The organism is Arthrobacter sp. NPDC058097, from assembly GCF_042884885.1.
In the GTDB taxonomy this organism is placed as follows: Bacteria; Actinomycetota; Actinomycetes; order Actinomycetales; family Micrococcaceae; genus Arthrobacter.
Window position 1 is genome coordinate 81,526 of record NZ_JBHVSZ010000006.1, and the last position, 20,735, is coordinate 102,260.

Consider the following 20,735-nt stretch of genomic DNA (forward strand, 5'->3'; position numbering starts at 1 on the left):
CATGACTTCAGAACTCGTCGACGAGCTGGTGGGCAGCCGTCTGCCACTCGATAAACTCCGGCGTGTCCGTCAGGAGGATTCTCCGCGTCGGGTCCTTATGAGCCTGCAGTCCGACACAACCGGCAGTCCTGGTATGAGTCCGCAGACGTTCGACGGCGTGGGGCAGCCTTTCGTGAAAGGCCAGGGGTCCGAAACCAGAATCGTCGCCGGCGTATGAGGCCAGTTCCGCCCGGTGGAGCGCATAGAGCTCGGCCACTATCTCGGAGTGTCGCCACCAGCAGTCTGGAACGACCGACGTCGTCAGCTGGTAGGTTGCCACCAGCCATCGCACCCATAGAGCCAGAGCAGTCCACACACTTCGGGCTTGCTCCCCGGTCAACTCACGCCAGCGATAAGTCACGCCGGCGGTCCGGCGAGGTGGACGCAAGGCAGAGCGAAAGAGCTCCGCGGTCAGCTCGTCGTCTTCCCCTCCGGCTGAGGGGATCTCAAAGTGTTCGACGTCGTCACTACTGATCATCGTTCACCTCACCTGCCGCTTGCTGTCTCAAGGCATGACCGTCTGCCAGGGCCTGTTCGACCTCCCGTTTGGAGCGGCCAAGCTCGGCGGCGTCCTTGCGCTTGTGCCATTCCCGCAGATCCAGGAGGATCGGCCGGCTTCGTCGTCCGAGCATGAGCGCGGTGCCCGCCGGTAGGCGACGGATCTCATGGAGCGGAAGGACCGGGCTTTCTCGGATTTGTTCTCCGTCCTGACGCCCCTGCACGGACCAGGACCGAGTGTTGAGGGTGATGCTTCGCTCCCCCAGCAGTCCAGCGAGGGAGCGCAGATCACGTTCATCGGAGCCACCGCCGAAAATCACCTTGATGATGGCCGAGTCCCAAATAGTGGCGGCCTCATCGACGGACCAGCCGGTGCGCGCCTGGGAGAGGGACTGCAGGACTACAAGTGTCGAGATACCGATACCACCGCCATCAGAGAGAACGATGGGCAGCCCCGGCCACGGAGCTAGGTTGGCGATTTCGTCAAGGATGAGGGACAGCGGCGGGTCGAGCCTGCCTCCCGGCGCCACAAAGGCCATCTCCCGGGCAGCATTGTCGATGTCGTCAATCAAAGCCGAAAGGTACGGCCCTGCCGCCGCGGCTCCCGCCCGCGTGCCTATCAGGTAGAGAGTGCCGCGGTCCCGAATAAACTTCTTGGGTTCGAATTCCTCGGATTCGTCCTGAGGATCAAGGGCGGCGAGCACTTTCGGTGAGGACAGCGGCGCGACGGCGGCCGAGACACCGATCCACGAGTTGGAGGTGTTCCTCGGGTCGTCCTCGAGTATGCCCATCAAATCTGCCTGCCAACCCAGCGCTGCTTCCTTGCGGCTGAGAATTTCGAGCGCTTCCCGTGCCAAGACAGGACTGGACGACCAACGGCGAAATGCACGGACTCCTTCCCCGGACAAGGCGGCGGCGTGGAGAAGGCATTGCAGGATGATCAGCGAGCGCTTCTGCCAAGCGGCATTCTCGCCTTTCATCTCAGTGTCTGCAGCGATGACAAGGGCGCGGCGCGTGGCGATGTCTGGGTTCTCGCATCCTCGGACAGGTGACCAGCGGAGGGTTGACGGCAGCCCCGACATGCCTTGCGGGTCGAAAACAGTAACCGGCCGGCCGCCGGTGGAACGGGCTCTCATGGTGACGGCCAAGTTGTCCGCGCGTGTGGAAGTCGTCACCACAGCGCCGGGCGCATCGAGGATCGCGTTGATGATCACGTAGAGCCCCTTGCCCGAGCGAGGAGCACCTTGGATGACCATCGACTCCTCCGTGGAGACATGGATCGTGACACCGCGGGAACGGCCCAGCGTCCAGGCCACGTCCTGAATCCGGGGCTTGGTCAACCCTGGCCTTGTGACCTTTCCTCGTCTCCGGACAGCCCGACTTCCGAAGTCCTGTTGAATTTCCGCGCGTCGGGCGATTCCTTCGCGGTTCAGGATGTCCAGGCGCAGCCAAGCGCCAGATTGCTTCCACCTTCGCCACAGCACAACACACGCAACGGCGAGCGCGGCCAGGGTGAGAAGCACTGGCCCAACGATCCACCACACGGTGCTGGTCCCGACGTCGCACTGCTTCGGCTCACGGATGATCCAATCCATTCGGCCGGCAAAGAGCCCGACGACGGCGGCCGGGTTAAGCGGCGACGGCCTACTGCCGCCGCAGCGCCAAGTTATCGCCATATTTGCAGCGGCCTGGACCAGGAAGCAGAGACAGATGTAGCCGGCCGCGGCCACAAGTCCGGCGGTGAGCAGCGGGTTTTCGGTACCTCGACGGGAACTCATGGGATGGCCTCAGAGCATCCGGGCGTCGGTGCCGAATACTTTCAACTCATCGGTCGTGACCCGGTTCGCCACAATGAAGGACCGGTTTCCGACCTTCCAGAGTCCGACGCCCTTGGGGAGGTTCTCTACGTGCTCGCACTCAGCCTCCGATAACCCAAGTGCTTCCTTGGTCAGGCGCATCGCGTCGTGCTTTTGCCGGTAGATGATCCTGGTATCTGCTTCAGTGAGCAGGCCGAGGGCCTTTTGTCGGTGGCCGCTCGTGCTGTCGCCGATTTCATTGAGGTCAGCCACCTTGTGCATGATGAGCAGGTTCGCGATGCCGTACGTGCGTGCCAGACGCCACTGTTCGCTCATCTTGGCGAGCATGTACGGGTCTGCCAGCATGCGCCAGCCTTCGTCGTACACCACAAGCCGTTTGCCGCCGTCGGGATTGGTGACGGCCGCCTCGAGCCACGTGGCACCGCACGCGGCCGCGAGCGCCAGTGCTTGTTCGGAAGCGCCGATAAGTGCTGACGTGTCCATCACCATCATGGGTGCGTCGGCGTCGAAGGCAACGGTGGAGGGAGCGTCAAACATTCCTTCCAGGTCACCGGAGACCGTGCGCCGGAGAGAGTGTGCAACCGCCAGTCCGCCATCCTTGCCAACCAGCCCGACTGTTTCCTTGGACGGATTCAGGAGGTGGTCCAGCACCATGGGCAACGTCGGGTTCGTGTTCTCGGCAACGGTCTCAGTCAGCGCCATGTCCAAGGCGGTATGTTCCACGGGACGTAGCGGCATGCCCTGCCGCATCAGGGAGACCAGCGCCACCAGAAGGTAGCGGCGGCGCTGACGAACCACGGCATGCCACTGTGCCTCACTCAGTGCGCTGGAACGCGGACCGGCATCGAGTGGGTTGACGCGGGCTGGCCGGCCTGGACCTACCGAGATGACCTTGCCGCCTACCGCTTTGGCGACTGCAACCCATTCGCCTTTGGGGTCGGAGGCGACGGCGGCTTTCCGGCCAAGTGTTATGGACCTGGCCACCAAGGATTTTCCGCACATTGACTTCCCGGTCCCGACGGTTCCTATGACGACGATCGAGGGCCCACTGATGACTCCCTTGTCGTAGAGAATCCAAGGGTCGTAGGAGAACGCGCCCGAGCCGAAGACGTCTGTGCCGATGTAGGTTCCCTCGTGGCCCAGCCCTGATTCAGTGATAAATGGGTAGGCCGCCGCGAAGGTCATTGTGGAGGCGCGGTGTGGTGCCGGGCGCAGGCGATGTGGACCGTGGAGGGAGTTCGGTTCCCGGCTCCCCCAGTCGCCGCCGCGCTCCGTCCTGTCCAGCCGGGCGCCAAGCTTCTCACAGAGGTTCTGAATCGGGGATCCGGAGACCTGACTTGCGTTGGCGTCCTTTAGCCGCGGTCCCTTCTGCCGCTTCGCGCCCGACGGCATGTACTGAACAGCCTGCGTTGCGCGCTTCATCGTAGACCCCGCCCGAACGGGAGCGCCCCGGCCACGAACGCTGCCCACTGCTGGCCAGCCAAGAGCCGCAATTCAACGAAGGCTCCCGCGGCGGCCGACTCCAACTCTTGCCTGTACCGCGCGAGATCTTCAATTGTCGCACCCGTGATCGTCACGTATGCCGCTGGCCGCACATCCCCGTGGCCCGCGACGATCTCTTCTTCGCGCTGTGCGACTTCTTCCTCCTCTGCCTTCTGCTCGCGGGTAAGTGGTCTGTCGAAGCGCGTGTTGATTCGCCGCCGGGTCTCATGGGCTTCCTGGGCGGAACGGATGTCGCGGAGCGCTTCGGTTGTCGGCACAGTCCGGATCACTTCGGTCACCGTATGGCGGAATTCACCAACGTAGATGAGGGGGTGGAGAAAGCCGGGAAAGACCTTCTGACGAGGCCATTCGGCTGTCCAGAAGGTTTGGTGAAAGCCTGTGTCCGTCCGCACATACGTCCAGTGCTCCTCGACCGCCATGGGCGCAGCGAGGACGCTGTAAGCCGTGGGCTCCGGCTCGTTCTGCCCCTCCGGTTCCGTTAGTCCGCCGGCTTGTTGCCTGTTCGTGGTTGCTGCAGATGCTGGATCGAAGGCACCACGAACAACATCGAGGAGGCCTGCCTCCGGCAGCCACTCTTCGACGCTGACGCTGTGTGTTCCCAAGGCGGTAGTCATCGCCTCTACTTCCAGCCGCAGTACCCGTTCGACGCCGAGTATTCCCCCGCCTGCCTCCCGTATCCGACGTCGGGCCTTGGCAGTGTCCACAACAATCGTTAGCAACAGCTCATGACTCATGGCGGAGCCAGCCGCAGCGATCAGATCTTCGTAAGAGCGTTCGCCCCAGGTGCGTTCATCGGAGTTACCGGATTGCCGGCGGACTGTGCCTTCGTAGAAGTCACGAAGGGCCGTGGAGGGATACGGGACCGTGTAGTCCTGAACGGCGATCCTGGCCACGCAGCCCCGCTGCGCCAGTCCCGCCTGTACCCTGGACCACGCCTGCACCGCCCAGGCTTTATCGTCACCGTCCATGAGTGCGAAAGACTTGGTGCTGCAGCGCAGAACGGCTATCGCTTCCTTGCCGCGGGAGTCCACAATGAACGACTCACCGCGGGAAGCCCGGCGCAGCTCCAGGTTCCCCAGCCCGCCCGGAAGCGCGAGCCGCCCAGCAAGGACAGGCCGCTCCGGCCGCATCAGGTAGCGGGTCTGTTTTGTGGCCAACCTGTAGAAGAAAAGCACGGCATGGCTGATCCACACTGGGTAGGGAATCCGTGAGTACTGCAGCAATCCGAGAAGTATCAGAACAAGCCATAGCGGCCCGGACGTGAAAAGGCCTAGGGGTCCGCGCACTGCCGAAGCCACACTGCCCACGAGAACACCGGCGGCGAGCAGGAGCAATTGGTACCACTTCAGCCCCATGAACAGGCCTCGGCGCTCGTACCGGGGGAACTTGACGGGTTCAAGAGTTCGAGAGTTTTCAGACATGGGTATCACTGTCAATCGGAGGCTTGGCCGTGGTTTGGGGGCGGATGGGAGAAGGCGGCGCAGCCGCCTCTGGGGAGGCAGCGGCGGCGACAGGGGCCTTCGAAGCCGGGGACTGCGGAGATTCCCTTATGGCACTAGCCGGCGTTCCATTGCCGGACCGTTCCGGGCTCCAGCCCGGCTCACTAACCCCGGTTCGCGCTAGCGGAAACGATGCACCGTGAGGCGACGTATCGCCGTCGAGCATCAGAGCCGAGGTGTTCCCGCCGGAAGTGCGGGACGGGGTAGCGCCCATCAGTTGTCCGGGCAGCGGCACTCTTGGCGGCAGCGCCCGGGTGGGAAACTGCGGCCGGCTCGGAACCGGCCGGGTTATGGCCGAGCGGCTGGCCAAGGCAGCCAGGGTGAAGCGACCGCCTGTTTGGCGGCTGATCTGCCGGGCAGCAAAACCGGAGCTTCGGGAAAGGACGTGGCCGCCACCAGCAGTTTGCGCAGCAGCTGCCAACTCGCCACCAGCGAAACTCACGAGGCGCAGAGCCATTAGCGGTGCGCCGCAGGCCAGGGCCATGCCAACGACGCCAGCGGCAAGTCCGGCGAAAGACTTTGATTCGGCAAAAAGCTTGATGGCCACGGCTAGCACCGTCGCGGCGAGCGGCTTGGCAATGAGCAACGCCACCACAATCTCGCCCCACCGCCGCGCCCACGATTGCGTCTTCTCCCAGGGCATCAGCATGAGAGCCACGGGAGCTACGGCGGCGAGCAGGATGAGGGCGAAGGACCGGAAAATCATCGAACACATCAGGATGAACGCCAGAATCCAGACAACGATAACGGCCATCGCCGTCACGACCACGGCACCCCCGGCGCCCCCACTTGTCCCGGGGGCCAACGAGACAACGTTCCACTCTCTGCCCGAGTCGGCCGGAGCTTTCTCGAAGCCGAAGAGCCGCATGAATAGTACGAAGGGGTCCGTCGCCAGGGAGTCCAAGAGGGCCGTGGCAGCAGAATCCCCGACTTTGGCGAGTTCCCGGACCAGGTAAACAGCGCCGGCCACCATGGGAACCGCGACGGCCCCGCCAACCAAGGCCCGGATCAGACGACGAGGCTGCTGGCTGATTAGGCCTGACAGCAACTGGAGGATCATCGCAATGACGAGCGGGGTCATCATGACGACGACCCACCAGTTGGTCAGGCCCTTGACGGAGTCCCACTGGGAGTCGTCGATGTCAGAGGCGCCAAACGCGCCGGTGATGAAGGACCAGATCCAGGAGGCGACGTTCTCGAGAATGTCGGCAAAGAACGCCGTGATGGAACTCTGGACACCGTCGTTCGCCTGCGAGACGAGACCGCAGCCAGGTGGCCGCCAGCCGTTCAGATCGCACTCAACCGGCATGACCGACTGGGCCTAAAACCCGAGCGGGAACGCCGTCTGGGACCAAAGAATGTAGCCGTTGATACCTCCCAGGATGGCGGCCACAGGTCCGGTCCAGAGCAATATCATGCCGCCGCCGGCAGCCAATCGGGAGGACTGGCTCAACTTGCCGGCCAGGAGCATGGCTGCTCCAATGATGGCCACGATCGCGATGACGACGAAGGCTCCAACCAGAATGCCGCCGCCGATCTGTTTGAGCGACTCAAGAAAGGGAAAATCAGCGTTTGGGGTGATGCCGGGATCCACCGCTGCGAGAAACATTGCGCGCTCCGTCTGTCGACTTCCATGGGATGAGCAGATTGGCTCACGTCTTCATGGAGGTGGTGGAGCCGCGCAACATGACTAGATGCGATTAGGTGCCCAGACCTTTTGGACTCTCCCCTTTGGACTGTCGAGGATCCGACACCGACCCTGGCGCAGGTTGTGCCCAAGGTTCTACTGAACTCACCAGCTAACTCGGTAGATTTTTGTACCTGAAGCGGGCTGAAGTTGCCGGATGCAGCAGCCATGATGGAGCCCAGCGACCCTATAGCGCCGGACATGCGGGCAGAGTGGAGGCGCCGCATCAAGCCTGTAGGCGCTACCACACCCTTCCTTGGAAGCTCGACCTGTAGGGGCTGGTTGGCCGCCCGGAACAGCTGGAACCGCGTGGTCAAGGGCCGCGCCGGCGGAGCGGCGGAACTAGGGGCCGATAGTGTCCTATGTCCCTTTGTTTACGCACAATAACCAGAAATCAAAAGAGCAAGGCCCCCGCCCATATGACGAGAGCCTTTGCTCCACTACTTGGTTTTAGGCGTTGGCGCTTGGGGCGGTTTAGGCTTGGCGCTCTCACTGAACGTCCCACCCTTTTGCACGCGTACAGTCGTTGAGGGGATCTGAACGCGAGGCTGGCTCCTCGGGTTGTCGTTATTCGCCACAGTCTTCTTCCTAAATGACTCTTGCCTGCATAAGTCCGACAGTTATGGGCATTGCCACCCAAGCTAGCGCAAGTATCCCATAGCCAGCGACGATCAATTTGGCGGCGCGCTCTATCCGACCAAGGTCATCAGACAGACCCTCCATACTATCCCTGACGATGCTGTACTCAGTGCTCCAGGGATCAGCCTCTAGTCGTTCCTGGAAGGCGAGCGTGGCGTTTGCGTCGATGCCAGGTGAGGGACGCATCGCCCATAGACCGATAACTGCAGCAACTACGGACAGGGTGATGCTCACGCATTGCCAGCCGGTTACCCAGTTGTTGGCCTGGACCGTACTGAACACTCCCGAAGCGGTGACGAGGATTGCCGCACGCGTATGCATATTGCTGGTCCGCTGAAGGACTGTGGCGCGTTGGCGGTCCACTTCCGCATGTACGAGCTTCAACTGCTCCGCCGAGTCAGCGGGCGAGGGCTTCTTGAACTTCCCTCGAGAGTGAGGTCTTATCGAAGCTCGGATCTTCGGCGGCATGTCACAAGTGTATGAGGGCAGACAGACACTCCCAGCGAGGCGCGAAATTGTCAGTGCCGGTCAGTAAGGTTGGAAAGTCAAGTCAGCAAAGGGGAATTATGTCTGTTTTTGGGGAAAAGGTTGAGGGCCGACTGAAAGATCTGATGACCGCCGCTTGGGTTGTTCGCGATGGTCAGGTCGTTCCAAAGACGGAGGACGTGGCTTTGAAGAATGGCGCCGTCAAGCTGGACGCTGCCTATCTCTACGCTGACTTGGCGGAGGCCACGCTCCTGCAGAAGCGATACCTTCCTGACTTCGCCGCCCGTGTGGTTCGAATGTATCTGGCAGGTGCATCGGAGATCATCCGCGAGACTGGCGGAAGCATAAAGAGTTTCGACGGCGACAGAGTGATGGGTATCTTCATCGGTGCCACCAAGAACAACAACGCCGTCGACGCTGCGCTGAAGATCAACCACATGGTTGCGAATGTGCTGAACCCCATCGTCAAGCGACGGCTGGAGGTTTCGAAGAGTACCCCATGGGTGGTCAGCCATGGCATCGGCATCGACAGTGGTGCAGCTTTCATTGCTCGCGGGGGCGTCCATAATCGAGCCGGGCAACATAATCACAATGATCTAATATCCATCGGCGTAGCACCCAACATCGCAGCCAAGTTGAGCGGATTGAGAGGAACGGAAGCCGGACCTATCACGATCAGCACGCGCGTGTACGACAGGCTCTCTGATCCTCAGAAGTATGGCGGGACTCCACGCAGGCACATGTGGGGCGAGGCAAAGAACATTGTCCTGGGGCCTCACGTAGTTAGCGTTCGGCAAAGTGGTTGGCGGCGCACGCTCTAACGTGCCGCACTGATCGCAGAACAAGAACAGGAAGTTGAATGTACCCATCCATCGAGACGTCCGTCTCCGAGATCCTCGGTGCGCCTTGGAACATCACTAACGGAACCAAGGTACCTGAGACGGATGACATCGTAATGAAGAACGGCGGTCGGCTCGTTGATGCTACTTATCTGTACGCCGACCTCGCCGGATCATCTAGGATGGCGAGCTCGCTAAAGAAGGAAACCACGGGGAAGATCATCCGCGCATACATCAACACGGCCTCCCGCATCCTCCGCAACTTTGGAGGAGAGATCCGCAGCTTCGATGGCGACCGCGTCATGGCGATCTTCATGGGAGCAGACAAAGAAACTCAAGCGGTTCGCGCTGCTCTCGCGATCAACTGGGCAGTTTATGAAGTCTTGCGGCCAAAGATCAAGGCCACCTGGAGTGACGGGGAGGACTTCTGCAACATCAGTCACGGCATCGGTATTGATACCGGAGAGGCGCTAATTGTTCGCGGCGGCGTCCGCGACAACAACGACCTGATTTCCATTGGTCAGGCACCGAACCAGGCGGCCAAACTCAGCGAGATCCGTGACTCTTATGATCTGGCCATCACCCAGGCAGTCTATGAGGCCATGTCCAACAATGTCGCCTTCATGGCTGACGGCACACGGCTTTGGACAAAGCAGTATTCCCGCACTCCCAGTGGACGCCAGGAAGTCTTGTTCCGCTCCTCAGCCAACTGGGGAGTCTGAATGGAGGACAAGGAAGCTATCGACAATGCGTGGAAGATTCACGCGGCTCAGGTTGATTGGACCGGCAAGGTTGATGCCAAGGCGTCCTTTGCGTTCGCTCTTGAATCAGCGGCGATCGTCTCAACCGTTGCCCTCAGCGCACAAGGGCGGATTTTTGGTGACCTTAATGATCCGGCTGCCGCTTGGTTCTACGGAATCGGCTTGACGCTTATCTTGGTCGGAGCAGTGTTCGCAGTCGCCGTGGTTATCCCCCGGCTCAAGTCAGACCTGGTGAAGAGCAAGGCACCAGACAACTACATCTTCTTCGGCCATGCTCAGCATTGGGAGCCAGAGAATCTAGCCACGACGCTCAAGGAGGGCGACATCCTCCCAGTAATCAGCCGGCAGATCGTGATCATGGCTGAGATCGCCTGGCAGAAGCATCGTTGGGTTCAGCTGTCCATGTTTGCTGGTTGCGGGGGTGGCGTCTGCATCGTCTTCGCTGCACTGGTACTCAGATTCCTGTAGTTGGGATAGCCAAGAAAGAAGGGTCGTCATATGCAGGTGAGGCACTTCTTTCGCCTGATGGTCAACTCGAATCCGGCGAGACTCATTCGAATATATGTTCTATCATTGTGTGGTGATCAAGTCAGGCTCTCCGGACGATATGGAACGCATGTTGGCTCGTATGGACGCCGACAAGACCCGGCCGATAGACGATCCAGCTCCCGTCCGCGACTTCCCGAAATATGGTCGCCCCCTCGTCTACGTGACCGGCATCTACGGTAAAGCCGTGGCCTGGACCCACACCTACGGCCTGATTGAATGGCTAGATCCGTCCGGCAAATACCACATAGGTTGGGCACACTCGTCAAGCATCAAGCGCGTGACGCCGGAAGAGTGGAAGGGCAGCAGCCGGCTCTGACAAGTGCGTCGCCGCCCATTTGTGTCGGTGGCGTCAGTGAAGACTCTCTCGTCGTCTACCTAGAGGCATGCCCTTCAAAGGTGCACCCACATGGTGAAGTATGAAGCAGAATATCGAGCCGAGAATCAGACGATGGGGTCGCTTGCCAAGTCGGATTGCTGAACGGCAAATTTGTGACCATACCTCTTGCACACCTTACGAATTAGATCGCTGACCCACTCAGGAGCATCCGGAGCGACGTGAACGGCCTGAATCAACTGCTCGAGATCAACGGAGATGGGAATCACAGGAGGCTCGGGGCCAAGCGAGATGGCGCTATGGTCTTCCGTGGGGTGCGGGATGCTTCGCCCCGTCATCATTATTAGACGGACCTCGTGCTCATGAGCAAAGCTCAATCGCTTATGCATGAACCGATCAAAGAAATTACCCTCCGGGATGAAGTGTGTTTTGTAGTCGACGTAGTTGACGCGGCCTCCGAAGATGCTCCGATCAGAAGCGATGCTCGCGATCAAATTGGACCACGTTGTCTTGAGGGCTACCCCCCGCCCCTCACGCTGATAGATGTCCCACATCGCAGCAGACTCTACCGGAGACTCGTGCCAACAATTGATATGAGTTGTCCTAAGTCCCGACTCGTGCATGATCGGATACTGGCGATTCATACTTTCAAACAACTCGCCGTAGAGCCCAGGGCGCATCTCCACGTTGGCCTGGCTATAGGACCCCTCCCACTTGTCACTCATCTGGTCGGCGCGGGCAAAATATATGGCCTCGTCCTCTAATAAAGAGAGGAACCGAGCAAGATCCATGTAGCGCCAAAGTATGTCATCGTCACTCGGCTTGTTCGTGAAGCTGGGATGAAAATCTGAAACAAACACATTGGCCAGCCTATCGGCAGGCAGACCAGAGTCATGCTTCATTGACTTTGGAGCGTGACATTTCCAGAATTGCCGTCCTATCTGGGGACACCGTGTACGGGGGCGGCGAGGCCCGGGCACCCCGACCTTGCCAGGCGGATATTCGCAGCGGAAGTCACGTCAGCAGATCGAAGTATGCAGTATCCGAATTCCAAGCGACCGGGTGCAGCAATGTGCCGACCGCAGGATTGAGCGCGCTGTACATCTTGCCGTCGCCGGCGTAGATGCCTACGTGCCCCCAGTTGTTCGGCCCCTGCGCGTTCTGGACGACCAAGTCACCCGGCTGTGGGATGCGAGTCCTCACGCCCACCCTCCACTGCTCTACTCGCGGCAAATTGATTCCTGCCTGCCTGTAGATCCATTGGACATATCCCGAACAGTCCCATGCTTTGAACGCCGTCCCGCCCCAGACGTATTTGCCGCCCAGCCCTGCTTGAGTGAACCGCAGGATGTCTTTTCGGATCTGACTAAGATTCGCGTGCTGGAGGACCGGTATGGAGGCATCGGGTGACTCGATACAGCTACTTGCCGCTACACCGCCGGCGAGCGCATCGACGATGGCAGAGGCCTCGCGCTCCCACCTGGCATACAGTTCGGGAAACGCCGAAACCTGGACGGCCTGTGCAGCTTGGCCTTTGCTCATGAACTGCCAGCCTGGAATGTCCAGCAACCCGCGAGGGCTGCCGCGGTTGGGTCCAGCCGGGCCGCCATAGAACGCTCGCACGTTGTACGTGGGATCCATCAGCTGCTCGACGCTCCCCCAGCCGGCTGCCGGACGCTGCTGGGCGGTGCCAAGGGAATCGTGGTCGCTGCCGACGCCGTCATGCGGGAAGCGAAGCGACGCAGGAACGTTCGAGTTGGCCAGGACTCTAAGGCTCGATTCCTGCAGTGCCATCATGATCGCAACGATCTGGCCGTCTCGAGGCACCCCCAACTGTTTTCCGACGGATATATACCCCTGAGCAACGGCAGCTTGCCGGGCAGTCAGTCCGGCTGGAGCGAGGCTGCCAGGATCAATGTTCACAGGATTGGGGTCTGCGGTGGCCAGTCCGTCACTCGTCGCCTCCGGCGGGCAGGCGAACTCCGCACTAACACTGCCCATGCCGAGCACCACCACGCAGGCCGAAAACGCAACAGCACCCACCATAACAAGGGTTGTAGCTGCGGCCACCGCGGTCCGCAGAATCACACGGCGCTTGACCAGGGACGCAAGCAAGGCTGCCGCCGACATCAGTAGACGATCCTGCTCGCAGCAGCGTAGAAGCCGACCATCAGGCAGTGATCGACGGGAGCTGTTTCAGCCGGCGGACAGTTCATCATGACGCTCACTGGCGCCGTGTACACGTTGCGGGAAGAGCTCGTTTGGTCCAGGATCCGTAGGGAAACGGTGCACACGTGCAGTCCGGCCCACGGTGCTGGTCGCTCCCGTACTTTGGCCAGCTCAACGTCGCAGCGAAGAAACTGCACGACCGCACTACGGCGCGCCTGCTGCCCAGCCAAAGAGGCATAGCTCCCAGCATTGATCCCAGTCGATTCGAACTCCTGCACAAATACCGCAAGTGGGTTGGATCCGTCCGGCAGTACGTTCCACCAGCTGCGAAGCCTGGAGTAGACCTCAGAGTAGGATGCCGCCCGCGTATCCCATGTATAGATCGCCTTCGCGGCCGCCGAGGCTAGCTTGCGATAGTCGACAGTTCGGGGTTTTTCCGGCATTGCGCTGCTCGTGATGGAAGGCTCCGTCGCTGGCGCCTCCGCCTGCAGGGGTTTCGTCGGTTCCGGGGATGCCGCCACCGTCGGAGACGAAGGGGCAGGCTGGGTTACAGGCGCCTCCATAGGACGCGAAAGAACGAAGATGACCGTGGTCAGGGACATGACTGTGATGACAATAAACCACCATCGACGCCTGCCTGGTCCGGGGAGCGACCTGATCTGCGATAACCACATTCCTGCCTCCTCACCTACTCATGGCAAGATGACCGGCCCTGGACATGATCAGGCAACGCCTTGCATCCCAGCCCGGATGATTCTCCAGGCGGCCTGATACAGCCGGCGTGCGAAACCTATCTGAACTGCCACATAGCGCTCAGTCACGCCAAGCTCCGCGGCCACTGCTGCCAAAGCCGTGGTTCGTGCTGGTCCACGCACCCCCGGGCGGACAATGGCGGCGGCAGTTCGGCGGAGCACCACTGTGGGCAGGCACGCTGCCGCCTGCTCGCAAAGCTCGCCAATGTTGCAGACCGCCTCCGGCTCAACCTCGAGGGCCTTTTCAACGGTCCGGGCCGTCTGGCGCACGACGGTGGCCGCATGCCACCGTCGGCGATCTTGCGGCGACGGCGGACCGTATCGGCGTGGTCCACCAAGGCTGGCGAGGGCGAGTTCCCAATCTCTCGCTGACACGCTAGTGCGGGTCAGTTCAATAATCGTTCGCGCCCACTCCTGGTCGATGATTTTCTCGCAACTGCGACCCCCAGCTCGGTCCATGCCAAGGAGCACGGCAGCGTCCAGGGACGCCGTTCCGTTGCAGGCCGCAGGATCACCGAGTAGTGGGTAGGTCTTATGGCTCATCTCCCAGCGGATGTGAGCGGCGCACACGTTCGTGCAGATTCCCTGGACCCATGCGCCGAAGGGAACGCCGGGGAGTGGGCGATAGCGGCCCCGCGCTACTCCGTCCCACACGGCGACTCTAATGTCTTGCAGTACGTCGTCCGCGTCGGAGGCCCGGCCTATGCGACCTAGGTGCGAAACGACATATCCACGCACGCTTTCAACGGCGACCATTATCTGATCCACCGGGATCGCAGCTGCAGCGGCTTCTGGGGCCCTGCGCAGGGAAACATCGACGTCAATCTTGATTTCGTGATCTTGCCGGGCTTGATCTGCCCTGGTTTCGACTCGCATGGTCTTCACCGCTTTGCGTAGACGATCCAATAAGTTCCGGCGCCCGGCGAGTCCGGCGCCTCCGGTGTGGTGGCAAATAATCAGGACCAACCACGACTACAAAGAGACTACGGAAACTATTGTCAAAGATAACTAAAGTATCGTCAAGACTGCGAGACTTACTTTTCCAGCGGCCTTCGACAAGAATGGTCCTATGCCTAGGATTACGCAGCCTCACGACGACGCCTGGTCCGCCGACGTCGAAGCTGCCGTGGCCACGTTCGGCAACAGAGCACGGAATGAGATCCTGCGCTATCTTTCAGCGCATGGCCCGGCAACCAGAGGGGATATCGTGGCGGCGGTCAGCGCCGGCGAGCCGAGCGTTGCGAAGCACCTGCTTGCGCTTGAGGAAGCTGGCGCCGTTGTAGTCGACGTAGAACCTGGAAGACGGCACGGCAGGTCACCCCGATATTCAGCAAGCCCAGCACGGATCAGGGAACTTCTGGCTGCCCACCTTGAGTATCTTCTGGAGGACTAGCGGCAGCTTGCTCGACCTCGGGATGCCGCCCAATGTCCTTGTTCAGATATTCAGAGATGGCCCTCAACGTCTCAGGCGACACGTCCCCCAGGGTCCGGGCGGCGAAGGACTTCACTCGAGCCGCCCTCAGAGACTTAACGAATTCGAGCTGCGAATCAATGCGCTCGGGCAGCTCGGTGTCGTTCCCGAGCAGATACGAGGGGTCGACCTTGAAGATGCTGCACAACCCCGCGAGCAAAGCCGGGTCCCTGACCAGGCGGCCTGTTCCCTCTTTCATGTAAAACCAGCGTGCACGGGACAACTTGATGCCCCTATCCGCGAGCTCGGCCTGAACTTCCCTGAACGTCAAGGGCTTGCCCCGTTCGGCAACCGCAGCATCGAGTAGCAGATTCAGCCGACGTGCCAGCTGGGCCTGCGGGGACAGTGCATCACCACGCCCAGACTCGGCACCCCACATTGGCCCTCCTCGATCAGCATGCGGGACCGGCGGCGCCTGTCAGTACCCGCGGCTCCCCTCCGCCCCAGTATTCCCTGAGTCGTTCGAGTCGGCAATCAACTGCTCGATCCGGGCATCCAGGTAAGACACCAGCACGAAGCCGGCCGACGGCGCGGCTGGCACGTCGCGGATTCCCGGACCAGCCAGATCCTGGCAAATCTGTAGAACAGCCTGCGGCAGCACGCCGTGAACATCCAGCTGGAAGCAAACTTCTGTAAGGACGTCCCTCAGCGCCCGCAGCAGCTCCACCTGCTCTCCACGTGAACCGCAGTGCCAGTAGCGATCAGCGTGGAGGATTGTGGCCGCCTCCAAGAAGGCTGTGATTTGCGGATGGTCCTGCATGTCGAGCCCCTCACCGTCAGGAGGCTCGCCGCCGCCCGACTATCCGATTCTGCTCGAGATCATTTCCACGGCGCGCCTCTTCCAACATGATCGTGCCGAGAGTAACCTGCTGCTGTAGACCCGTCTACAGCAGCAGGTCCCGCACATTCTTGGGTTGTGGTCTCTCCATGTCGAACATCCTGATGAACCGAACGCGAAGCCAAATTATCCGTTTCCTACTGCGGAACGGGCCATCAACCTGCGGTCAGATCGGCACAGGGCTTCGTGCGTCTCCATCCACGATTCGCCGACAACTGTTGCTTCTGCGGCGAGCCGGTCTGGTGCAGCACTCCGCCAGTCAGTTCGACGCTTTGCCCGAGCAAGTCCAGCGGCAGGTTGAAGCCCTCGCAGAAAGCTTCACCGGCACCGTCATGCCGCCCGTGGGCTCTTCCCCCATGAACCAGGAACCGAGCTGGCCATCGTGCTGGCAAGCACGACGGAGACCCATATGACCTCACTTCCAGAACGCAGTCACAACACCGAAGCCACGGATGAAACATGGCTGACTCCCAAGGAAATCTGCGCGCAGCTACAGATCCCTGAACAGACTTTCTACCAGTGGCGTGCCAAGCACGTCGGGCCGCGGGCCTATCGAATCGGCCGGCACCTTCGAATCAACCGCAGCGACTTTGTCGCCTGGCTCGCCCTGCACGCCGAGGAATAGATCTCGAACCCTGGACTATGAACAGCGGGCCCCATGCCCGAGGAACATGGTCGCACCTCATGGCGCCTAGGGACCGCAAGCAAACCCTCCCGACGACAATCCGGTCATGCAGCCAGCGAGTGCTGATTCCATGAGCTAGTGCTGGATCAAACGGGGGCAAGGCCGCCATCGACGAAGGGACCGAAGCAGCATGAAACTCGAATTCTTCGAACCTGCCGAGGCTGCTTCAGTCCTCAAGTGTTCCGAGGCCTGGCTCCGCGACGGGGCCGCCAAGGGCGACTTCCCGCACTCCGTCTGGGGCAAGGGAAAGATCGTGTTTACCTCGGTCCACCTGAAAGAGATTGCCCAGCTGCGCGAAGTCCGACGCACAGCTCAGGCACCGTCATCCGTCCGGGTGATTGGGAGCCGGGCCCAGGCACGCCAGAAATCCTCGTAGCTGCGAGACGATCCTAGTCAGCTGCGCCAGACAGCAGCGGAGCGCTCGACGGCGTCCGCGGCATCCTGAAGGGCTTGCGGCATTAGGTGTCCGTAGACCTGCTCCGTCGTACGCGTAGATGCGTGCCCCAGGCGCCTGGACACGGTGAACAGGGATACGCCGTCCTGGATCAGCCAGGACGCATGGGTATGGCGCAGATCGTGAATACGCGGCGACTTGGTCAGCCCGCGGGCTTGGGCGGTCTCCACTGCGGGAACCCAGTAGTGATGCCAGTAGAGCTTGTGAATAATCCGCTCACCCTTGGGGGTCGTGAAAAGCAGGTCGGTCCCGGGGCGGCTGGCCACCAGCGGGACGAGGATGTCCACCAGGTGGGGGTTGAGCGATACCGTCCGCTTCCCGGCACCCGTCTTGGTCGCGCCGATGTAGTACTCGGAATTAGTGCCGCGTTTCCACGCCTTGTTGATCCGGATCGTCGCCGGCTTGGACAAGAGATCCACGTCCGCCACAGTGACGGCAGTCGCCTCTCCAAAGCGGAGCCCAGTCATAACCAGGAACTCTGTAAATGCCTTGTACCGCTCCCCCATGCACTCGAGGATGAGCCCGAATTCAGCATGCGTCAGGAACCGGGCCTCGTCCTCCGCCTTCTCACTGGACGGAAGCTGAACACGCTGGCACGGGTTGTCCTTCCGGTAGCGCAGCATAACGGCCGTCTCCATGGCGCCATAGATCAGGGCATGGTTGTTCTTGATCGTCTTGGGCGACCTGCCCTTAGCCTGCATCGACTTGATCCAGTGGGTCACGTGCCGATAATCAAGCTTGTCGACGGGGCTGTGCCCTATGACGTCGGCGATATGCAGCTTCAGCATCGTTTGCTACGTGTGGACCGTCCCTACGGACGGCCGCACCAGCAGATCGATGTGCTCCTGAATCACGGCCGCGACAGTTGGGGCCTTCGTCTGATTCTTGACCATCGCGTGCTGCGCGATTTCGAACGATTGATCGTTCGCGTCCAGGAGCCGTTTAAGCGTTTGGGCTTCGGCGGCGGTGGAGAAGGTGATTCCTTCTTGCTTCTTCGTTTTCGGGTTGCGCCAGCGGACTGTGAACGAGGTCGATCCGTCCGCTTTTTTGCGCTCCCAAATGCTGGCCATGGGCAAAATTTTAGGCCTGGTGTGCACGGAAAACGAGCTTTTGTGCACGCCCTCCGGGCCAATAGGCCCCTGACCTGCGAAAACACTGTGCCCGAGGTGGGACTCGAACCCACACACCTTTCGATACCGCATTTTGAGTGCGGCGCGTCTGCCAATTCCGCCACTCGGGCGCGGAGTACACGGAGTAACAATCGTAGGCTCACAGCAAAGTGTGAGCAACGCAGCCACTACCAGTGCGCGGATTTACTCTACATGCAGATAGGCTAAAACCCAGAATCGCGCCACCGCCGTCGCAACAAGCCATGCCGATCCAAGTACAAGCGCGGGGCCCAACTAAGATAGTCATAGTCCCGCCGTACCTTTTCAAGGAGATCCCGTGTCAGAACCGACGGAGTCAAACAAAACGTCCCAGCCGGCGCGCCGCGTCGTCGTGGCCGAAGACGAAACCCTCATCCGCCTGGACATCATCGAAATCCTGCGGGGCGAAGGCTACGACGTCATCGGCGAGGCCGATAACGGCGAGAAGGCCGTGCAGCTGGCCGAAGAGCTCAAGCCGGACCTGGTCCTCATGGACGTCAAGATGCCCGTCATGGACGGCATCTCCGCGGCCGAGAAGATCGTCAAGGCACGCATCGCCCCCGTGGTCCTGCTGACGGCCTTCAGCCAGAAGGAACTCGTGGAGCGCGCCCGCGACGCCGGCGCCATGGCCTACGTGGTGAAGCCGTTCACCCCGGCCGACCTGATCCCCGCCCTGGAGATCGCGCTGTCCCGCCACGAGGAGATCAAGGCCCTCGAAGCCGAGGTCACCGACCTGCAGGAGCAGTTCGCCACCCGCAAGCTCGTGGAACGCGCCAAGAGCCTGCTGACCACCAAGATGGGCCTGACGGAGCCTGAAGCCTTCCGCTGGATCCAGAAGACCTCGATGGACCGCCGCCTCAGCATGCGCGAAGTGGCCGAGACCATCATCAACCAGGTCAACTAGCGCCAAAAAGCAGCAAAACGAAGAAGGACCCCGGCAAAGCGCCGGGGTCCTTCTTCGTGCCACGGAGGCCACGAAAAACAAAAGAAAGGACCCCCGCCACCAACGGTGACAGGGGTCCCCTTCAGGCCGGCCTACTCAACAGGAGGGACCGGAGCCTTGTTCTTCTTCTTCTTTTCCGGCCACGGGCCGAGCTTTTCCTTCTTCTCGGCGGCCTCGCCCGTGCGGGACGTGTCGGCGAGGTCGCCCACCTTGTGGACCTTCAGCGAATTGGTCGAACCCGCCTTTCCGGGAGGGGAACCGGCAGCGATGACCACGAGATCGCCGTCTTCCACCAAGTTCATGTCCAATAGGCTCTGGTCCACCTGTGCGGTCATTTCATCCGTGTGGCCCACCATGGCCACCAGCTGCGGCTGGATACCCCAGGTCAGCGCCAGCTGGTTCCACACGTGCTCCACCGGGGTGAACGCGAAGACCGGCTTGATCGGGCGGAGGCGGGACAGGCGGCGTGCCGAGTCACCGGACTGCGTGAACGTACAGATGTACTTGGCGTCCAGCTGGTCGGCGATTTCGACGGCGGCACGCGTGATAGCGCCACCACGGGTCTTGGGCTTGGTTCCCAGCGGGGGGACGCGCTCCAGGCCGTGCTCCTCGGTGGACTCGATGATCCGGGCCATGGTCTTGACCGTCTCGATCGGGTACTTGCCCACGCTGGTCTCACCGGACAGCATGACCGCGTCGGCGCCGTCGAGCACCGCGTTGGCACAGTCGGAAGCCTCTGCACGGGTCGGTCGCGGGTTGTCGATCATCGATTCCAGCACCTGCGTGGCCACGATGACCGGCTTCGCCCAGCGGCGTGCCAGTTCAATGGCGCGCTTCTGCACGATCGGCACTTCCTCCAGCGGAAGCTCCACGCCGAGGTCGCCACGGGCCACCATGATCGCGTCGAATGCGTCGATGATCTCGTGGAGCTGCTCCACGGCCTGCGGCTTCTCAATCTTGGCGATCACCGGAACCCGGCGGCCTTCTTCGTCCATGATCTCGTGGACGCGCTTGATGTCGGCAGCGTCACGGACGAAGGACAGGGCAACGAGGTCCACGCCGCGGCGGATGGCCCAGCGCAGGTCGTCCTCGTCCTTTTCGCTCAGCGCGGGGACGTTGACGGCGACACCTGGGAGGTTAATGCCCTTGTTGTTGGACACAAACCCGCCCACGGTCACCTTGGCGACAACCTTCACGTCGTCCACCTCGATGGCGCGCAGCGCCACCTTGCCGTCGTCGATCAGCAGGGCGTCGCCCGGGTTGACGTCCTCGGTGAGGCTCTTGAGGGTGGTGGAGCAGATCTCCTTGGTGCCGGGCACGTCTTCAGTGGTGATCGTGAAGATGTCCCCCACGGCCAGCTGGTGCGGACCGTCAACAAAGCGGCCCAGGCGGATCTTGGGGCCCTGCAGGTCGGCCATGATCGCCACGGCCTTGCCCAGGTCGGACGCTGCCTTGCGGACGTTCTCATAGGTGTTGTCGTGCACGGAGTAGTCGCCGTGGCTCATGTTCATGCGGGCTACATCAACGCCGGCTTCCAGCACCGCGAGGGTGTTTTCGTAGCTGGCAATGGCCGGTCCGAAGGTGGCCACAATCTTTGCGCGTCTCATATACCTACCCTATTTGT

Annotated in this window: 25 protein-coding genes and 1 tRNA gene; 9 read left to right on the forward strand and 17 right to left on the reverse strand. The window is 61.2% G+C overall.

Annotation, left to right across the window (positions count from 1 at the left end):
- Window positions 1-7 precede the first annotated feature (7 nt).
- From ACFVTE_RS11910 to ACFVTE_RS11940, 7 genes are all read right to left on the reverse strand, one after another.
- Complete coding sequence (locus tag ACFVTE_RS11910) at window positions 8-319, reverse strand: hypothetical protein (RefSeq protein ID WP_387100646.1); 312 nt, start codon at window positions 317-319, stop codon at window positions 8-10.
- A 187-nt stretch (window positions 320-506) separates the two neighbouring features.
- Window positions 507-2,315, reverse strand: coding sequence for a type IV secretory system conjugative DNA transfer family protein (locus ACFVTE_RS11915; RefSeq protein WP_387100648.1), 1,809 nt, complete (start codon window positions 2,313-2,315; stop codon window positions 507-509).
- A gap of 9 nt (window positions 2,316-2,324) precedes the next feature.
- Window positions 2,325-3,776 (reverse strand): ATP-binding protein, encoded by a 1,452-nt coding sequence (locus ACFVTE_RS11920; RefSeq protein WP_387100650.1) that lies wholly within the window; start codon window positions 3,774-3,776, stop codon window positions 2,325-2,327.
- Complete coding sequence (locus ACFVTE_RS11925; RefSeq protein ID WP_387100965.1) at window positions 3,773-5,278, reverse strand: SCO6880 family protein; 1,506 nt, start codon at window positions 5,276-5,278, stop codon at window positions 3,773-3,775. The genes ACFVTE_RS11920 and ACFVTE_RS11925 overlap by 4 nt, the downstream gene beginning before the upstream one ends.
- A complete protein-coding gene (locus ACFVTE_RS11930) occupies window positions 5,271-6,665 on the reverse strand; it encodes a hypothetical protein (RefSeq protein ID WP_387100652.1) in 1,395 nt (464 codons plus the stop codon). Before ACFVTE_RS11930 ends, ACFVTE_RS11925 begins: the two co-directional genes overlap by 8 nt.
- A 12-nt stretch (window positions 6,666-6,677) precedes the next feature.
- Window positions 6,678-6,965, reverse strand: a complete 288-nt coding sequence (locus tag ACFVTE_RS11935; RefSeq protein WP_387100654.1) for a hypothetical protein — start codon at window positions 6,963-6,965, stop codon at window positions 6,678-6,680.
- Between the two features lie 666 nt (window positions 6,966-7,631).
- Window positions 7,632-8,150 (reverse strand): hypothetical protein, encoded by a 519-nt coding sequence (locus tag ACFVTE_RS11940; RefSeq protein WP_387100656.1) that lies wholly within the window; start codon window positions 8,148-8,150, stop codon window positions 7,632-7,634.
- A gap of 98 nt (window positions 8,151-8,248) precedes the next feature.
- On the opposite strand from ACFVTE_RS11940, the gene ACFVTE_RS11945 reads away from it, so the two are divergent.
- From ACFVTE_RS11945 to ACFVTE_RS11960, 4 genes are all read left to right on the forward strand, one after another.
- Entirely contained in the window at window positions 8,249-8,989 is a 741-nt protein-coding gene (locus ACFVTE_RS11945; RefSeq protein WP_387100657.1) for an adenylate/guanylate cyclase domain-containing protein, read from the forward strand.
- Between the two features lie 38 nt (window positions 8,990-9,027).
- Complete coding sequence (locus ACFVTE_RS11950; protein WP_387100659.1) at window positions 9,028-9,729, forward strand: adenylate/guanylate cyclase domain-containing protein; 702 nt, start codon at window positions 9,028-9,030, stop codon at window positions 9,727-9,729.
- Window positions 9,730-10,236 (forward strand): Pycsar system effector family protein, encoded by a 507-nt coding sequence (locus ACFVTE_RS11955; RefSeq protein WP_387100661.1) that lies wholly within the window; start codon window positions 9,730-9,732, stop codon window positions 10,234-10,236.
- A gap of 112 nt (window positions 10,237-10,348) precedes the next feature.
- Complete coding sequence (locus ACFVTE_RS11960) at window positions 10,349-10,633, forward strand: hypothetical protein (RefSeq protein WP_387100662.1); 285 nt, start codon at window positions 10,349-10,351, stop codon at window positions 10,631-10,633.
- 125 nt (window positions 10,634-10,758) lie between these two features.
- Here ACFVTE_RS11960 and ACFVTE_RS11965 read toward each other — a convergent pair whose 3' ends face one another.
- From ACFVTE_RS11965 to ACFVTE_RS11980, 4 genes are all read right to left on the reverse strand, one after another.
- Window positions 10,759-11,511 carry a DUF2971 domain-containing protein gene (locus tag ACFVTE_RS11965; protein ID WP_387100664.1) on the reverse strand — a complete coding sequence of 251 codons (753 nt, stop codon included), beginning with the start codon at window positions 11,509-11,511 and terminating at the stop codon, window positions 10,759-10,761.
- Window positions 11,512-11,665: 154 nt separating this feature from the next.
- The gene (locus tag ACFVTE_RS11970; protein WP_387100666.1) at window positions 11,666-12,781 is read right to left on the reverse strand and encodes a C40 family peptidase; all 1,116 of its coding nucleotides are present in this window, start codon (window positions 12,779-12,781) and stop codon (window positions 11,666-11,668) included.
- Window positions 12,781-13,263: a hypothetical protein gene (locus ACFVTE_RS11975; RefSeq protein ID WP_387100668.1), complete on the reverse strand. Its 483-nt coding sequence runs from the start codon at window positions 13,261-13,263 to the stop codon at window positions 12,781-12,783. The genes ACFVTE_RS11970 and ACFVTE_RS11975 overlap by 1 nt, the downstream gene beginning before the upstream one ends.
- Window positions 13,264-13,542: 279 nt before the next feature.
- Window positions 13,543-14,448: a sigma factor gene (locus ACFVTE_RS11980; protein ID WP_387100669.1), complete on the reverse strand. Its 906-nt coding sequence runs from the start codon at window positions 14,446-14,448 to the stop codon at window positions 13,543-13,545.
- Window positions 14,449-14,641: 193 nt separating this feature from the next.
- On the opposite strand from ACFVTE_RS11980, the gene ACFVTE_RS11985 reads away from it, so the two are divergent.
- A complete protein-coding gene (locus ACFVTE_RS11985) occupies window positions 14,642-14,965 on the forward strand; it encodes an ArsR/SmtB family transcription factor (RefSeq protein WP_387100671.1) in 324 nt (107 codons plus the stop codon).
- Here the strand turns inward: ACFVTE_RS11985 and ACFVTE_RS11990 are convergent.
- Both ACFVTE_RS11990 and ACFVTE_RS11995 read right to left on the reverse strand, forming a co-directional pair.
- Entirely contained in the window at window positions 14,919-15,422 is a 504-nt protein-coding gene (locus tag ACFVTE_RS11990) for a hypothetical protein (protein ID WP_387100673.1), read from the reverse strand. The two genes, ACFVTE_RS11985 and ACFVTE_RS11990, sit on opposite strands and share 47 nt — an antisense overlap.
- A 39-nt stretch (window positions 15,423-15,461) precedes the next feature.
- Window positions 15,462-15,803: a hypothetical protein gene (locus ACFVTE_RS11995; protein ID WP_387100675.1), complete on the reverse strand. Its 342-nt coding sequence runs from the start codon at window positions 15,801-15,803 to the stop codon at window positions 15,462-15,464.
- Window positions 15,804-15,985: 182 nt separating this feature from the next.
- On the opposite strand from ACFVTE_RS11995, the gene ACFVTE_RS12000 reads away from it, so the two are divergent.
- From ACFVTE_RS12000 to ACFVTE_RS12010, 3 genes are all read left to right on the forward strand, one after another.
- Window positions 15,986-16,294: an ArsR family transcriptional regulator gene (locus ACFVTE_RS12000; RefSeq protein WP_387100967.1), complete on the forward strand. Its 309-nt coding sequence runs from the start codon at window positions 15,986-15,988 to the stop codon at window positions 16,292-16,294.
- Window positions 16,291-16,506, forward strand: a complete 216-nt coding sequence (locus tag ACFVTE_RS12005) for a helix-turn-helix domain-containing protein (protein ID WP_387100677.1) — start codon at window positions 16,291-16,293, stop codon at window positions 16,504-16,506. The genes ACFVTE_RS12000 and ACFVTE_RS12005 overlap by 4 nt, the downstream gene beginning before the upstream one ends.
- A gap of 190 nt (window positions 16,507-16,696) precedes the next feature.
- Window positions 16,697-16,942 carry a hypothetical protein gene (locus ACFVTE_RS12010; protein ID WP_387100679.1) on the forward strand — a complete coding sequence of 82 codons (246 nt, stop codon included), beginning with the start codon at window positions 16,697-16,699 and terminating at the stop codon, window positions 16,940-16,942.
- Between the two features lie 17 nt (window positions 16,943-16,959).
- On the opposite strand, the gene ACFVTE_RS12015 is transcribed toward ACFVTE_RS12010, so the two are convergent.
- From ACFVTE_RS12015 to ACFVTE_RS12025, 3 genes are all read right to left on the reverse strand, one after another.
- A complete protein-coding gene (locus tag ACFVTE_RS12015; RefSeq protein ID WP_387100681.1) occupies window positions 16,960-17,808 on the reverse strand; it encodes a tyrosine-type recombinase/integrase in 849 nt (282 codons plus the stop codon).
- A gap of 6 nt (window positions 17,809-17,814) precedes the next feature.
- On the reverse strand, window positions 17,815-18,090 hold the full coding sequence (locus tag ACFVTE_RS12020) for a hypothetical protein (protein ID WP_387100683.1): 276 nt from the start codon (window positions 18,088-18,090) through the stop codon (window positions 17,815-17,817).
- Between the two features lie 88 nt (window positions 18,091-18,178).
- Window positions 18,179-18,260: transfer RNA gene (locus ACFVTE_RS12025), tRNA-Leu, on the reverse strand.
- Between the two features lie 206 nt (window positions 18,261-18,466).
- Between ACFVTE_RS12025 and ACFVTE_RS12030 the strand changes: the two genes are divergently transcribed.
- On the forward strand, window positions 18,467-19,072 hold the full coding sequence (locus ACFVTE_RS12030; protein WP_306922492.1) for an ANTAR domain-containing response regulator: 606 nt from the start codon (window positions 18,467-18,469) through the stop codon (window positions 19,070-19,072).
- A 131-nt stretch (window positions 19,073-19,203) separates the two neighbouring features.
- Here the strand turns inward: ACFVTE_RS12030 and pyk are convergent, their stop codons facing one another.
- On the reverse strand, window positions 19,204-20,718 hold the full coding sequence (gene pyk, locus ACFVTE_RS12035) for a pyruvate kinase (RefSeq protein ID WP_387100684.1): 1,515 nt from the start codon (window positions 20,716-20,718) through the stop codon (window positions 19,204-19,206).
- Window positions 20,719-20,735 lie beyond the last annotated feature (17 nt).